The 14,978-nt window shown below is 55.7% G+C and carries 13 protein-coding genes; 3 read left to right on the top strand and 10 right to left on the bottom strand.

Going from position 1 to position 14,978, the window contains the following annotated elements:
- Positions 1 to 10: 10 nt before the first annotated feature.
- Positions 11 to 829, bottom strand: coding sequence for an HMP-PP phosphatase (gene cof / locus KHQ23_RS03115; RefSeq protein WP_004151335.1), 819 nt, complete (start codon positions 827 to 829; stop codon positions 11 to 13).
- A 127-nt stretch (positions 830 to 956) separates the two neighbouring features.
- Between cof and KHQ23_RS03110 the strand changes: the two genes are divergently transcribed.
- Both KHQ23_RS03110 and queC read left to right on the top strand, forming a co-directional pair.
- Positions 957 to 2,657, top strand: a complete 1,701-nt coding sequence (locus KHQ23_RS03110; RefSeq protein WP_004177251.1) for an SgrR family transcriptional regulator — start codon at positions 957 to 959, stop codon at positions 2,655 to 2,657.
- 66 nt (positions 2,658 to 2,723) lie between these two features.
- Positions 2,724 to 3,425: a 7-cyano-7-deazaguanine synthase QueC gene (queC, locus tag KHQ23_RS03105; RefSeq protein ID WP_002891863.1), complete on the top strand. Its 702-nt coding sequence runs from the start codon at positions 2,724 to 2,726 to the stop codon at positions 3,423 to 3,425.
- 111 nt (positions 3,426 to 3,536) lie between these two features.
- Here the strand turns inward: queC and KHQ23_RS03100 are convergent, their stop codons facing one another.
- The 9 genes from KHQ23_RS03100 to bolA all read right to left on the bottom strand — a co-directional run bounded on the left by KHQ23_RS03100 (position 3,537) and on the right by bolA (position 14,095).
- A complete protein-coding gene (locus KHQ23_RS03100; RefSeq protein WP_002891860.1) occupies positions 3,537 to 3,938 on the bottom strand; it encodes a YbgC/FadM family acyl-CoA thioesterase in 402 nt (133 codons plus the stop codon).
- Between the two features lie 111 nt (positions 3,939 to 4,049).
- A complete protein-coding gene (locus KHQ23_RS03095) occupies positions 4,050 to 4,418 on the bottom strand; it encodes a helix-hairpin-helix domain-containing protein (protein ID WP_004191677.1) in 369 nt (122 codons plus the stop codon).
- 148 nt (positions 4,419 to 4,566) lie between these two features.
- Positions 4,567 to 6,441, bottom strand: coding sequence for a peptidylprolyl isomerase (gene ppiD, locus KHQ23_RS03090; protein WP_004177252.1), 1,875 nt, complete (start codon positions 6,439 to 6,441; stop codon positions 4,567 to 4,569).
- Between the two features lie 214 nt (positions 6,442 to 6,655).
- On the bottom strand, positions 6,656 to 6,928 hold the full coding sequence (gene hupB / locus KHQ23_RS03085) for a nucleoid-associated protein HU-beta (protein WP_002444653.1): 273 nt from the start codon (positions 6,926 to 6,928) through the stop codon (positions 6,656 to 6,658).
- Positions 6,929 to 7,137: 209 nt separating this feature from the next.
- Positions 7,138 to 9,492: an endopeptidase La gene (gene lon / locus KHQ23_RS03080; protein ID WP_004151336.1), complete on the bottom strand. Its 2,355-nt coding sequence runs from the start codon at positions 9,490 to 9,492 to the stop codon at positions 7,138 to 7,140.
- A gap of 183 nt (positions 9,493 to 9,675) precedes the next feature.
- Positions 9,676 to 10,950 (bottom strand): ATP-dependent protease ATP-binding subunit ClpX, encoded by a 1,275-nt coding sequence (gene clpX / locus KHQ23_RS03075; RefSeq protein ID WP_002891807.1) that lies wholly within the window; start codon positions 10,948 to 10,950, stop codon positions 9,676 to 9,678.
- A gap of 250 nt (positions 10,951 to 11,200) precedes the next feature.
- Positions 11,201 to 11,824 carry an ATP-dependent Clp endopeptidase proteolytic subunit ClpP gene (gene clpP / locus KHQ23_RS03070; protein WP_002891804.1) on the bottom strand — a complete coding sequence of 208 codons (624 nt, stop codon included), beginning with the start codon at positions 11,822 to 11,824 and terminating at the stop codon, positions 11,201 to 11,203.
- 309 nt (positions 11,825 to 12,133) lie between these two features.
- Entirely contained in the window at positions 12,134 to 13,432 is a 1,299-nt protein-coding gene (tig, locus tag KHQ23_RS03065) for a trigger factor (protein WP_004147333.1), read from the bottom strand.
- A gap of 345 nt (positions 13,433 to 13,777) precedes the next feature.
- A complete protein-coding gene (gene bolA / locus KHQ23_RS03060) occupies positions 13,778 to 14,095 on the bottom strand; it encodes a transcriptional regulator BolA (RefSeq protein ID WP_002891649.1) in 318 nt (105 codons plus the stop codon).
- Positions 14,096 to 14,397: 302 nt separating this feature from the next.
- On the opposite strand from bolA, the gene KHQ23_RS03055 reads away from it, so the two are divergent.
- Positions 14,398 to 14,976: a lipoprotein gene (locus KHQ23_RS03055; protein WP_002891647.1), complete on the top strand. Its 579-nt coding sequence runs from the start codon at positions 14,398 to 14,400 to the stop codon at positions 14,974 to 14,976.
- Positions 14,977 to 14,978: the final 2 nt, after the last annotated feature.

Below are 14,978 nucleotides of genomic sequence, written 5' to 3'. Positions count from 1 at the left end.
AAGGGTCTCTCTATTCGGGGGAATAAGGAAGATCAGGATTATCCAGCCAATGAGTTAAAAAATGGGAGACTGCCTGATTCCGGCAGTCGCCAATTACCGGCAGATGCGGCAGCTCGGCTTTCAGCTGCGGCATCGCGTTGCCCATGATGAACCCCCGCCCAACGCTGCCCAGCATCTCGCGGTCGTTCATCGCATCGCCGAAGGCCATGCACTCCTGCAGGGTGAAGCCTAAATGCTGGCTGAGCACCGCCAGCGCCGCGCCTTTATTGCAGCCAACCGGCAGCACCTCCAGACAGTCCATTGCCGAGAAGCAGAGAAATGCGCGATCGCCCAGCGTCTCATTCAGCTGGATCCGCAGACGGCGCAAATCGTCATGATCGCCGCAGAAACAGATCTTGGTGACATGCTGCGCCGACATGCGCTTTAGATCGCACAGTTGATAGTGAAAGCCGCTGAATACATGCGCTTGCAACAATTCAGGCCTTGCCTGGCCGGTGAACCAGCCGCCATCGTTAAAGACGTGCATGCTGGCCTGGGTATCCCATTTGCCGTGCAGCACCGCTTCCGCCGCTTCGGGAGCGAGATCCTGGCGATAAAGCTCCTCCCCTTCCAGCGAATGGATGCGCGTCCCGTTGCCGGTGATCAGAAATGCATCAAGGGAAAATTCGCCAATCACATGGTGCATCTCCAGCACATGGCGGCCGGTGGCGAAGGTCAAGGTGATATCGCGCTCACGCAGCCGTTTCAGCGCGGAAAGCGTCTTTTCTCCAAGACGATGGTCCGGCATCAGCAGGGTGCCGTCCATATCAAATGCCGCCAGTTTTGCCATGGTATATTCCCCGATGTGTGATGGGCTTCGCTTGTGTTGCAGTATCACCTGGGATATACGGAAGTAATAGTGAATAGATATTATTAATTGTTCCGGGTTTACAGCGGCCCGGTGGACGACGGCCCCCATGCGACTCTTACACCGTTTAAATCAATACCAGCGATTGTGGCAACCCTCAGCCGGGGCGCCGCAGCAGGTCACCGTCGGCGAACTGGCGGAGCGCTGTTTTTGCAGCGAGCGCCACGTCCGTACTCTGCTGCGTCAGGCGCAGGAGGCCGGGTGGCTAAGCTGGCAGGCCAGCTCCGGGCGCGGCAAACGCGGACAGCTCTCATTTCACAAAACCCCGGAAAGTCTGCGCAACGAGATGATGGAGCAGGCGCTGAACAACGGTCAGCAACAAACCGCGCTGGAGCTGGCGCAGCTTGCCCCGGTGGAGCTGAAAGCCCTGCTCCATCCCTTCCTCGGCGGTCAGTGGCAAAACAATACCCCCACGCTGCGTATTCCTTACTATCGCCCGCTGGAGCCGCTGCGTCCCGGCTTTCTCCCCGGCCGCGCCGAGCAGCATCTGGCCGGACAAATCTATGCCGGGCTGACGCGCTTCGACGAAGGCGACAATATGCCGATCGGCGATCTGGCGCACCACTGGCAGGTCTCCCCGGACGGCCTGCGCTGGCATTTTTATATCCGCTCCACGCTGTGCTGGCACAATGGCGATACGGTGGAAACCGCGCAGTTGCGACAGCGGTTACTGCTGCTGCTTGAGCTGCCCGCCTTGCGGACCCTCTTCGCCAGCATCAGCCGTATCGATGTCACCCATGCCCAGTGTTTAACAATAACCCTGCATCGCCCTGACTACTGGCTGCCGTTCCGCCTCGCCAGCTACTGCAGCGTGCTGGCGCATCCCGACGATCCGGCCATTGGCTGCGGACCGTTCCGCCTGAAGCGGTTTAGTCCGGAACTCGTCCGCCTGGAAAACCATCCCCGCTACCACCTGCAGCATCCGCTGATCCAGGCGGTGGAGTACTGGATCACTCCTCAGCTCTTTGACCGGGATCTCGGCACCAGCTGCCGCCATCCGGTGCAGATCACCATCGGCGATCGCGAAGAGCTGCATAATCTGCGTCAGGTCAGCAACCGTATCAGCCTTGGCTTCTGCTATTTGACCCTGCGCCACAGCCCTCGGCTTAGCAAAGCGCAGGCCCAGCGGCTGGTGTCGATAATCCATCACTCGTCGCTACTGGATACGCTGCCGCTGGAGGAGGATCTGATTACGCCAAGCCATGAGGTGCTGCCGGGATGGTCCATCCCGCAGGGACCGGCAAACAACGCGGTACCGCTGCCGGCCAGGCTCACCCTGCTCTATCATCTGCCGGTCGAGCTACATGCGATGGCCGAACAGCTGAGGCAACGTCTGGCTCTGCTGGGCTGCGAGCTGACGCTCCTGTTCCACGACGCTAAAAACTGGGAAGGCTGCCAGCATCTGGGGCAGGCCGACCTGATGATGGGCGACCGTCTGATCGGCGAAGCGCCGGAGTACGCCCTGGAACAGTGGCTGCGCTGCGATATGCTGTGGCCTAATTTGCTGACCGGGGCGCAATATGCTCATCTGCAGGCGACATTAGACGCGGTGCAGTCTCAGCCCGACGCTCGCAGCCGCAACGATGCGCTGCGCAACGTATTTAACAGCCTGATGGAAGACGCCATCATGACGCCGCTGTTCAAGTATAACTATCGGATCAGCGCGCCACCGGGGGTCAATGGTCTGCGCCTCAACGCCCGGGGCTGGTTCGACTTCGCCAGCGCCTGGCTGCCGGCCTCGTCGACGTGAGAGAGCTGGTGATGGAGGGCGTCTGGCGCTACCATATCGCCTTTATTCATTTAGTCAGGAATTGCCATGAAACGCGCCGTAGTTGTCTTCAGCGGAGGACAAGATTCAACCACCTGTCTGGTGCAGGCTCTGCAACAGTATGATGAAGTGCATTGCGTCACTTTTGATTATGGCCAACGCCACCGCGCGGAAATCGACGTTGCGCGCGAACTCGCCCTGAAACTGGGCGCCGTCGCGCATAAAGTGCTGGACGTCACTCTGCTCAACGAACTGGCAGTCAGCAGCCTGACCCGCGATAACATTCCGGTACCGGACTATCAGCCTGATGCCGAGGGTATTCCCAACACCTTTGTCCCCGGGCGTAATATTCTGTTTTTAACCCTGACGGCAATCTACGCCTATCAGGTAAAAGCCGAAGCCATCATCACCGGCGTGTGCGAGACCGACTTCTCCGGCTACCCGGACTGCCGCGATGAGTTTGTCAAAGCGCTGCACCACGCCGTCAGCCTGGGGATGGCGAAAGACATTCGCTTTGAGACGCCGCTGATGTGGCTGAATAAAGCCGAGACCTGGGCGCTCGCCGACTACTGGGGTCAGCTGGATCTGGTGCGCCGGGAAACCCTCACCTGCTACAACGGCATTAAGGGCGATGGCTGCGGCCAGTGCGCCGCCTGTAACCTGCGCGCAAACGGACTCAACCAGTATCTGGCGGACAAGGTCGGGGTAATGGCGGTGATGCAGCAAAAAACCGGACTGGCGCAGGCATAATCTCCGGGGATCGATTTACCGGAACTTTGGCTCAAATTCCCCGGTGGCGCGATGCTTACCGGGGCTACGGGTTCATCACCTGCCGTGGGCCCGCCACTCGCACGACGGTTGTCAGCGCAGGTTCATCTGGTCAAGTTTCGCACGCAATTCCCCTTCCAGCGGCAGCGCCTTCTGGGTTTTCAAATCGATACAAACGAAGGTAATCAGCGCATCGGCCACTACTTCGCCATTGGGGTTGAGGGTGACCACCTGGCTTAGGGTGCCGCTTTTGCCGTTGAGTTGCTCCAGTTTGCTGCTCACCGTCAGCACATCGCCCAGTACCGCCGGACGACGGTAGTTAATATTGATATTCACCACCACGAAGGCGATGTTTTTCTCCATCATCCACTGAAACGCGGGGCTGTTTTCCAGGCCGTCCCAGCGGGCTTCCTCAAGGAACTCCAGGTAACGTGCGTTGTTCACATGCTGGTAGACGTCCAGATGATAACCGCGAACTTTAATTTGTGTCTGCATAGCACTAATGCCTTTCTGTTATTGTTGTTTATGAGGTAAGAGGTCACACCACTTGATGCAACCTCTTTATCCTGGCAAAAAATCACCGCTGTGCAAGGTCTGGCATAAAATTTACAGCGTCAGATGGGCTAAATTGCGCTCCACCAACGCGCTCCCCATTCCCGGGACCTGCTTCAGATCATCGAGGGTTTTGAACGGCCCGTACTCTTCGCGGTAGCTGACAATGGCCTGGGCTTTTTTCAATCCTACGCCATTCAACGCCTGCGCCAGCTGTTCGGCGCTGGCGCGGTTAATGCTGACCTTTGTCGCCCCGTTGTCGGCCTCGCCGGGCACCGCTTCCGCCTTCGCCGAAGAGGACGCCTGCACATTTTCTTTATTCACTGCCGCTTTGCCGCTGGCGGGTGCCGCCAGCGCCCCCTGTACCCCTACCGCAAAAACCAGAACGCCCGCGGCCATCAGTGCTTTTATTCCATATTTCATGCTGATATCTCCTTGTGTGTAGACAGCAAGGTCACGATAGCGTCAGTGCGGATAGTCGACAAAAGGCAAATCACAGAAATGGAAAGGGCCGCGAAAGCGGCCCTTGAGGATTACATCGTGTTGCTCATTTTTGCGAGACGACGCGAAATTACTGCTGCTGGTCGATGCTGTCGCCGAGCTTAATTTTCGCCGCCTTGCGCAGGTTGCTCATCAGCGCTTCGAAAGCGATTTGGGCATTGTTCTGGGTGATCCCCTGAACCATGGCCTTCTTCTGCTCTTCCGGCATGCTGCCGGCTTTCACCTCATCCAGCGCTACCAGCACCACATCGCCTTGCATATTGCTGCCCACGCCGTAGACCGGTTTACCCTGCTGCGGCAGCGGCAGGGTAAATGCCAGCTGGCTCAGCGGATCCTGGCCGGTACGAGAAAGCGTCTGCGGCGCGCCAAAGCTCAGGCCAGCCGCCTTCATCGCTTCATCGCCTTTGCCGTCTTTCAGCGCCGCCAGCAGCTTGTCGGCCTCCAGTTTCGCCTGCTGCTCCGCTTTATTGTGCTTAACGATATCGCTAACCTGTGCCTTCACTTCGGCAAGCGGCTTCACCGCCTCGGCTTTGTGTTCGCTAATGCGCAGAACAAAAGCGCGATCGCCGTCAACGGTAATGATATCGGAGTTGCTGCCCGGCGCGCCGTTCTCACCCACCAGACCGCCGTTGAAAATAGCGTCAGCGACCGGTTTAAAGTTCAGCTCCTCCGGCAGGTTATCGCGGCCAAACCAGCCGGTTTCTACGACCTTCAGCCCGGCGACCTGCGCTGCGCTCGCCAGCGATTCATTATCGTTGCTGGCCGCATCGCTCACCTTCTGCTGCAGCGCGTAGTAAGCATCCAACGCTTTTTCCTGCTTCACTTTCGCCGCAATGTCATTACGCACGTCAGCCAGCGGCTTCACTTGCGCCGGCTGGACGTCGTCCAGACGAGCTACCAGGAAGCCAACCGAGGATTTGATCACGCCAGACAGCTGGCCTTTCTCTTTCAGCCCGGCATCTTTCAACTCAGGCACGGTAGAGGCATCTTCCATCCACCCCATATCGCCACCGTTGCGGGCAGAGATAATATCGGTCGATTTTTCTTTCGCCAGCGTGGCGAAGTCCGCTCCTTTTTGCAGCTCGGCCAGTACCGCTTTCGCATCGGCTTCAGTTTTGGTCTGAATCACGCTGTAGCGGTTGCGCTGCGGCTGAGTGAACTGATCCTTGTGCTGGTCGTACCATGACTGAATCTCTTCGTCAGAGGCGCTCTCCTGCATGCTGGCGGCATCCATTTTGATGTAGCTGACGCGGAACTGCTCCGGCGCCATAAAACGGGCCTGATTCTGCTGCCAGAAGGCGTTGATTTCCTCATCGCTGGCGGTCTGTTTTGCCGCCAGGGCATTTACGTTGATGGTCGCTTCGCGGACCACCCGCTGTTGAGATACCAGCGCCGCCAGCTGATCGGACTCGCCCGGCAGCATGAAGTCGGTACCCGCAATGGCGTTAATCAGCTGCTGCGTGGTCAGCTGGTTACGCAGCGCCTGGGCGTACTGATCGGTGGTCATCCCCATCTGGGCGACAATACCGCTGAAACGCTGGTTGTCGAACTTACCGTTCGTCTGGAACGCCTGAGTCTGGAAGATCGCCTGCTTCACCTGCTCATCGCTGATGCTGAGGCCCAGCTCGCGGGCATACTGATCCAGAAGCGACTCATCGATCAGGCGGTTCAGCACCTGCTGGCGCATGGTTTTCATGTAGTTTTCGTTCGCCGCCAGCTCGGAGAATTGATCGCCAAGCTGCTGCTGCATACGGTTACGTTCGCTGGCGACGGCGTTTTCAAACTGCCCACGGCCAATCTCCTGGCCATTCACTTTTGCGGCATAGTTTTTGCCACCGCCAATCAGGTAACCACTCACCCCGGTCAAAATGAACGAGACGATAATGATACCGAAAATAATCTTGAGCACGACGCTGTTGGCGGCCGTGCGTAGGTTGTCCATCATGGTGTAACAACGCTCCGCTGTAGATGACTTTAGCTCGCGCAGCATAGCACGTGATGGCCGCCGCGCGTGAGGACGTATTTTGACAAGAAAACAGGGTGATTGTCAGCCCACAAGTGGCGATAAACACACATAAAGTGGTCTGAAAAGACAATAAAAAAGGCACATCTCACGATGCGCCCTTGTACTTCGTCACATTCCCTGACGGGAAAGCCGATCAGTTCACCGCGTCTTTCAGCGCTTTACCAGCACGGAAGCCCGGCACTTTTGCGGCAGCGATAGTAATTTCTTTACCTGTTTGCGGGTTGCGACCAGTACGGGCGGCACGTTCTTTAACAGCAAAGGTACCAAAACCTACCAGCGCAACGTCATCCCCAGCCTGCAGAGATTCAGTAACAGAAGCGATTAAAGCATCTAACGCACGTCCAGCTGCAGCTTTAGAAATGTCCGCACCCGCAGCAATTTTGTCAATCAGTTGAGATTTATTCACTGTTCTCTTCCTCTCTTTATAATTTATATCGCACCTGAGTCCTTCATAGTGCGACCGCGCAGCAGTTATATCAGGACTGTCATGCCCTTACAACAGCAGTTGTCGATGACCCCCCTGCCAGCGATCTAAGTTAGCTACACAAAAAAAGGCTGGCAAGTCCGAAATGACTTACCAGCCCTATTTTTATTAGCGCAATTTGCGCAGAATCACTATTTCGCGGTCACAACCTGCATGCCGAACGGTTCGTTCTGCAGCGCAAGTGTCAGAACTTCCTCGATTCGTTTCACCGGATGGATATCCAAATCGGCGATAACGTTATCCGGAATTTCTTCAAGGTCGCGTTTGTTCTCATCAGGAATCAGAACAGTCTTAATGCCGCCGCGATGCGCCGCCAGCAGTTTTTCCTTCAGACCGCCGATCGGCAGCACCTGACCACGCAGAGTAATTTCACCGGTCATCGCCACATCAGCGCGTACCGGGTTACCGGTCAGGCAGGAGACCAGCGCCGTGCACATGGCAATACCCGCGCTCGGACCATCCTTAGGCGTCGCCCCTTCCGGCACGTGCACGTGAATGTCACGCTTCTCGTAGAAGTCGGCGTTAATGCCCAGCTTGTCAGCCCGCGAACGTACCACCGTCAGCGCAGCCTGAATCGACTCCTGCATCACCTCGCCCAGCGAGCCGGTGTAGGTCAGCTTGCCTTTGCCCGGCACGCAGGCGGTTTCGATGGTCAGCAGATCGCCGCCCACTTCCGTCCACGCCAGACCGGTCACCTGACCGACGCGGTTCTCACTATCGGCGCGGCCATAGTCGAAGCGCTGTACGCCGAGATAATCATGCAGATTCTCACCGTTAATTTCGATGTGTTTCAGCGATTTATCCAGCAGCAGTTGCTTAACGGCCTTGCGGCACAGCTTGGAGATTTCACGCTCCAGGCTACGTACCCCCGCTTCCCGCGTGTAGTAACGAATAATGCCGATAATGGCGCTATCGTCGACGGTCAGCTCGCCTTTCTTCAGCGCGTTACGTTCGATCTGCTTCGGCAGCAGATGACGTTTGGCGATGTTCAGTTTTTCATCTTCGGTATAGCCGGAGAGACGAATCACTTCCATACGGTCCAACAGCGGCGCCGGAATGTTCATGGAGTTGGAAGTCGCCACGAACATCACGTCGCTGAGATCGTAATCCACTTCCAGATAGTGGTCGTTAAAGGCCACGTTCTGTTCCGGATCCAGCACCTCAAGCAACGCGGAAGCCGGGTCGCCGCGCATGTCGGAAGACATTTTGTCGATCTCGTCCAACAGGAACAGCGGGTTTTTGACCCCCACTTTCGCCATTTTCTGGATCAGTTTGCCCGGCATCGAGCCAATGTAGGTCCGACGATGACCGCGGATTTCCGCTTCATCGCGCACGCCGCCAAGCGCCATACGAACGTATTTCCGTCCGGTCGCTTTGGCGATGGATTGACCCAGCGAGGTTTTACCTACCCCCGGCGGTCCCACCAGACAAAGGATTGGCCCCTTGATTTTGTTCACCCGGCTCTGCACCGCGAGATATTCAAGGATGCGATCCTTCACGCGCTCCAGGCCATAGTGATCGGTATCGAGGATCTCCTGGGCCTGACGCAGGTCTTTTTTGACCTTACTGCGCGCATTCCACGGCACCTGCACCATCCAGTCGATGTAGCCACGCACGACTGTCGCTTCCGCTGACATCGGCGACATCATCTTCAGCTTCTGCAGTTCCGCTTCGGTTTTTTCTTTCGCCTCTTTCGGCATTTTCGCCGCGTCGATCTTACGCTTCAGCGCTTCGTTTTCGTCCGGGGCGTCGTCCATCTCGCCGAGTTCTTTCTGAATCGCTTTCATTTGCTCGTTCAGATAGTACTCGCGCTGAGATTTCTCCATCTGCTTTTTGACGCGGTTGCGAATGCGCTTCTCAACCTGCAGCAGATCGATTTCCGATTCCATCATCGCCATCAGATATTCCAGACGTTCGTTAACGTCGGACATCTCAAGCACAGACTGCTTGTCAGCCAGCTTCAGCGGCATGTGCGCCGCGATGGTATCCGCCAGGCGCGCCGGATCGTCGATGCTGTTCAGCGACGTCAGCACTTCCGGTGGGATCTTCTTGTTCAGCTTGATATAGCCTTCAAACTGGCTGATAGCGGTGCGAACCAGCACTTCCTGCTCGCGTTCGTCAATCGCCGGCGAGTCGAGATACTCCGCTTTCGCCGAGAAATGCTCGCCATTATCAGACAGCGCAGAAATGCGAGCACGCTGCAGCCCTTCGACCAGCACCTTCACGGTGCCGTCCGGCAGCTTCAGCATCTGCAAAATAGACGCCACGGTTCCAACGGTGAAAAGATCGTTTACACCCGGCTCATCCGTCGACGCTTCTTTCTGCGCAACCAGCATGATTTTTTTATCATGGTCCATGGCCGCTTCGAGGCAACGGATAGATTTTTCCCGCCCTACGAACAGGGGTATGACCATGTGCGGATAAACCACCACATCGCGCAATGGCAATACGGGGATTTCAATGCGTTCAGAACGCTCAGGATTCATAGAGCTCTCTCTTAGTTTAAAGTCCGCCAGGTAGCCGACGACGCTACACTCCACTGCATCGTCGTTAATATGTAATCCAGTATATGGGGATGTATTCCACACATTCAACGGCGGGAATGCAGGAAAAATAAAAGGGGAGATAAAATCCCCCCTTTTTGTTAACTGCTTGAGTGAAATGGTTAATTATTCACCAGATGCCTGCTGAGCTTCCGGTTTGCCGTAGATCAGCAGCGGTTTGCTCTGACCGGCGATAACCGACTCATCAATGACCACTTTTTCGACATCTTCCATCGAAGGCAGGTCATACATGGTATCCAGCAGCGCCGCTTCCACAATTGAGCGCAGGCCACGGGCGCCGGTTTTACGCGCCATCGCTTTCTTGGCGATAGCGTCCAGCGCTTCGTCGCGGAATTCGAGCTCTGCGCCTTCAAGGCTAAACAGCGCCTGATACTGCTTGGTCAGGGCGTTTTTCGGCTCTTTCAGGATCTGGATCAGGGCTTCTTCGCTCAGCTCGTTCAGGGTCGCCACTACCGGCAGACGGCCGATGAACTCCGGGATCAGACCAAACTTGATCAGATCTTCCGGCTCGACCTGAGCCAGCAGTTCCCCTTCGCTCGCTTTGTCGGACTTCGCTTTTACCGTCGCGCCAAAACCAATGCCGGAGCCGGTTTCCACACGGTGGGAAATCACTTTGTCCAGGCCAGCGAACGCGCCGCCGCAGATAAACAGGATCTTGGAGGTATCAACCTGCAGGAACTCCTGCTGCGGATGTTTACGCCCGCCCTGCGGCGGAACGGCGGCAACGGTCCCTTCGATAAGCTTCAGCAGCGCCTGCTGCACGCCTTCGCCTGAGACGTCGCGCGTAATCGACGGGTTATCGGATTTACGCGAAATTTTGTCGATTTCGTCGATATAAACGATGCCGCGCTGCGCTTTCTGCACGTCGTAATCGCACTTCTGCAGCAGTTTCTGAATGATATTTTCGACGTCCTCACCCACATAACCCGCTTCGGTCAGGGTGGTGGCGTCCGCCATGGTAAACGGCACATCCAGCAGGCGCGCCAGCGTTTCCGCCAGCAGCGTTTTACCGGAACCGGTCGGCCCGATCAGCAGGATGTTGCTTTTACCCAGCTCTACGCCATTGCTGGTATCGCCATTGCGCAGACGCTTGTAGTGGTTGTATACCGCGACCGCCAACACCTTCTTCGCCTGTTCCTGACCGATGACGTAGTCATCAAGGTGGTGGCGAATCTCGTGCGGCGTCGGCAGCGCGCTGCGCTCGCGGTGCGGCGCCACTTCTTTAATCTCTTCGCGAATGATGTCGTTACATAAATCAACGCATTCGTCGCAGATATACACGGATGGCCCGGCGATCAGCTTACGCACTTCATGCTGGCTTTTGCCGCAAAAAGAGCAATACAACAATTTGCCCGATCCATCTTTGCGTTTATCTGTCATGAGTCCAAACCTCTTTTTAAGTTCTTTGTGCCGCACACGACGACGCAAATGCCATTCTCAGGCGCAAGCCGCCATATAGCGTTATGCCGCCCTTCATTAGTATATACACAAAATCCTTCGCGCTACATCGAGCCGGTAGCGAAGCCACCGGCCGCAAGCCTGCCAGACAAGCGGCCGAATAAAAGCCAGCCGCTCGCACAGACGTGGCGAGAAGGATGAAGCGTAAAGCGGCACCCTTGCGCCTTGGGCATCAATTACGATGGGTCAAAATAGAGTCGACCAGCCCGTACTCCACGGCTTCCGCAGCAGACAGGAAGCGGTCACGCTCGGTGTCACGCTCAATCTGCTCAAGAGACTGGCCGGTATGATGCGCCATCAGCTCATTCATGCGTCCTTTCACCTTCAGGATTTCACGGGCGTGGATCTCAATATCCGTCGCCTGTCCCTGATAGCCGCCCAGCGGCTGGTGGATCATCACGCGGGAGTTCGGCAGGCAGAAGCGCTTGCCTTTCGCCCCGGCGGTCAGCAGGAACGCGCCCATAGAAGCGGCCTGCCCCATACAGATGGTGCTGACATCCGGCTTGATGAACTGCATGGTGTCATAAATCGACATCCCGGCGGTGATTACCCCGCCCGGAGAGTTAATGTACAGGTAAATGTCTTTTTCCGGGTTTTCCGCTTCCAGAAACAGCATCTGCGCCACGATCAGGTTTGCCATGTGGTCTTCGACCTGGCCGGTCAGAAAAATGACGCGTTCCTTAAGCAGACGGGAGTAGATATCAAAAGAACGTTCACCGCGTGAGGTCTGTTCAATGACCATCGGCACCAGGGCCATATGGGGTGCAAAGTTGTCTCGTTCGCCACTGTATGACATTTCCGTCTCCTGGAGTAATTTTAAAATACCTGCTGCACTGATTGTAACCTTACGGACGGATTATCAGCCACAGTTTCTATCCGCTGAATGCGTCACCGCCTCTTCAATACGCGTGCGATTGCGGATGCAGTTGCCTCCCCCGGTAATGGGGATGGTGTTGCCATATTTCAAGCATAACAAGCTTTTGCTGTAACGCTATCATGGTTAATGCGTTTTCGCACCGTGCCTGTGGCTATCATTATCTTAAAAAAAAACCCGCCGCCTTTCGGCAACGGGTTTTTGCTCGAACCTTAAACGATAGCGGCGAAATTACGCCTGCTGGTTCATCAGTTCGTTGAAGGAAGTGGCTTTTTCAGACACTTTGGCTTTCGCCAGCACGGCTTCAACAGCCTGCTCTTCCAGCGCCACGTTGCGCATGTTGTCCATCAGCTCTTTGTTCTTGCTGTAGAACTCAACGACTTCAGACGGATCTTCGTACGCAGAAGCCATCTCTTCGATCAGGGCTTTTACGCGCTCTTCGTCAGCTTTCAGCTCGTTGGTGCGGATCACTTCGCCCAGCAGCAGACCAACAACGACGCGACGTTTAGCCTGCTCTTCGAACAGCTCGCGCGGCAGTTCCAGAGCCTGTTTCTCGTTGCCGCCGAAACGCTGAGCAGCCTGACGACGCAGCACGTCGATTTCGCTGTCGATCAGGGCAGCCGGAACGTCGATCTCGTTGGCTTTAACCAGACCTTCGATAGCCTGAGACTTCACGCGGTTACGCACAGCGCCTTTCAGCTCGCGTTCCATATTTTTACGCACTTCAGCGCGCAGGCCAGCGACGGAACCATCTTCCACGCCGAAACGTTTGATGAACTCTTCGGTCAGCTCAGGCAGTTCACGCTCTTCGACTTTCTTCAGGTTGATAACGAACTTAGCCGCTTTACCTTTCAGGTTTTCTGCGTGGTACTCTTCCGGGAAGGTCACGTCGATGGTGAACTCTTCACCCGCTTTGTGGCCTTTGATACCGTCTTCGAAGCCCGGGATCATGCGACCCTGGCCCATCGCCAGTACGAAGTCAGAGGCTTTGCCGCCTTCGAACTCTTCGCCGTCAACAGAACCGGTGAAGTCGATGGTTACGCGATCTTCAGCGTCAACCGCGCCTTCTTTTTCTTTCCAGGTCGCCTGCTGCTTGCGCAGAGTTTCCAGCATGGTATCAACGTCAGCGTCGGTGACTTCAACAACCGGTTTTTCAACTTCGATCGCGTCCAGACCCTGCAGTTCAACTTCCGGATACACTTCGAACTCTACCGCGTAGGTGAAGTCTTCGCCCAGTTTGTATTCGCCCGGAACGTAGTTCGGCGCGCCGGCCGGATTGATTTTTTCTTTGATGATCGCGTCAACGAAATGACGGCTCATCAGGTCGCCCAGCACGTCCTGGCGAACGGAAGCGCCATAGCGCTGAGCAACAATATTCATCGGCACTTTGCCTTTACGGAAGCCGTCAATGCGAACTTTTTTCGCTACGTTGACCAGCTCGCTTTTGACAGCATTCTCGATGCTGTCAGCGGCGATAGTAATCGTTACACGGCGCCCAAGGCCCTGAGTGGTTTCAACTGAAACTTGCATCTTGTTACCTCAAAAAAATCACAGTGCTCGGTCAACTCTGGAAGCGCGTGTAGGTGGCTTCGCAGAACCGGGATGCCCTCTTCAAATCAGAAACACATTCCCTGTCGTCAGAATCATCCCGAAGACATTCATATATAAGACGCGGCATTATAGCGGCATCACTTTTGTGAGTCGAGAACGGTTGTCGCCTGATGCTGCGGCATTTTTCACATTTCCCGCTCAAATTTGCCCGCAAAAGCGCTGACTTTGCGCATTTTCCAGGCAAAACAAAACGGCCCGTAGGCCGTTTTTGCTAAATCTGCAAGCAACATACTGGAAAAGCGCCAGCGGTTGCAAATGGGATTTCTAAGCGATACTCCCTGCGCCGCGGCACGGCGGCGAAGCAAATACCGTATCCTGTAATGCTTCCCATTCTTTAATCGTGTAGGTGTGCAGCGCCAGGGCATGCACCGTATTCGACAGCTCCTCGGTTAGCGTGCCGTAGATCATACGGTGGCGATTGAGGAAACGCTCGCCAGTGAAGCGATCGCTCACTAACACCACTTTAAAATGACTTTCAGAGCCCGCAGGGACGTTGTGACGATAACTTTCATCCACGACTTCGAGATACATCGGGTCGAACGCTGCTCTAAGTTTTGCTTCGATCTGTTCACGTATCATCATGAATTTTCTCCTCCGACAACGCTGAGATGCCGCCACTCCATTTAAATGTTAGCCGCTTTTACCGCTTCCATTAGGAGAAAACAACAAAAAATTAGCATTGTTCTGATATTTTCATTCAAAAGTATCACGTTTACTGGCTCTGGTCGCCAGATCCGTCGGGGAACGAGCCATTAACCGTGGCGGGACGCTCAGAAAACCGCCAGCACGATGGATTTACACGCGTTGCCACTTCCCCTTGCCGTTGGCAATGCTATGATGGCGGTAATTTTCCTTATAACAACACCATGCGTTGAGACCTGAACATGCTTAAGAAGATTCTTTTCCCGTTGGTCGCCATGTTTATGCTGGCAGGATGCGCCACGCCGCCGACCACCATTGAAGTATCGCCGAAAATCACGCTGCCGCAGCAGGATCCAAGCCTGATGGGCGTGACCGTCAGCATCAACGGCGCCGATCAGCGTCCGGACCAGGCGCTGGCGAAAGTGACGCGTGATAATCAGCTGGTCACTCTCACCGCCTCCCGCGATCTGCGCTTCCTGCTGCAGGAAGTGCTGGAGAAACAGATGACGTCTCGCGGCTACATGATTGGCCCGAACGGCGCGGTCGATCTGCAGATCATCGTCAACAAACTCTATGCTGACGTCTCTCAGGGTAACGTGCGCTATAACATCGCCACCAAAGCCGATATCGCCATCATCGCCACCGCGGCAAACGGCACGAAAATGACCAAAAACTACCGCGCCAGCTACTCCGTTGAAGGCGCCTTCCAGGCCTCGAACAAAAACATCGCTGATGCCGTCAACAGCGTCCTGACCGATACCATCGCCGATATGGCGCAGGACACCAGCATCCACGATTTCATCAAGCAAAACGCGCGTTAATG

The sequence above is a fragment of the Klebsiella sp. 64 genome (assembly GCF_018223915.1).
Taxonomy (GTDB): domain Bacteria; phylum Pseudomonadota; class Gammaproteobacteria; order Enterobacterales; family Enterobacteriaceae; genus Klebsiella; species Klebsiella pneumoniae.
Note: the sequence above shows the minus strand (reverse complement) of the source record. Positions and strands in the feature narration are given on the sequence as shown.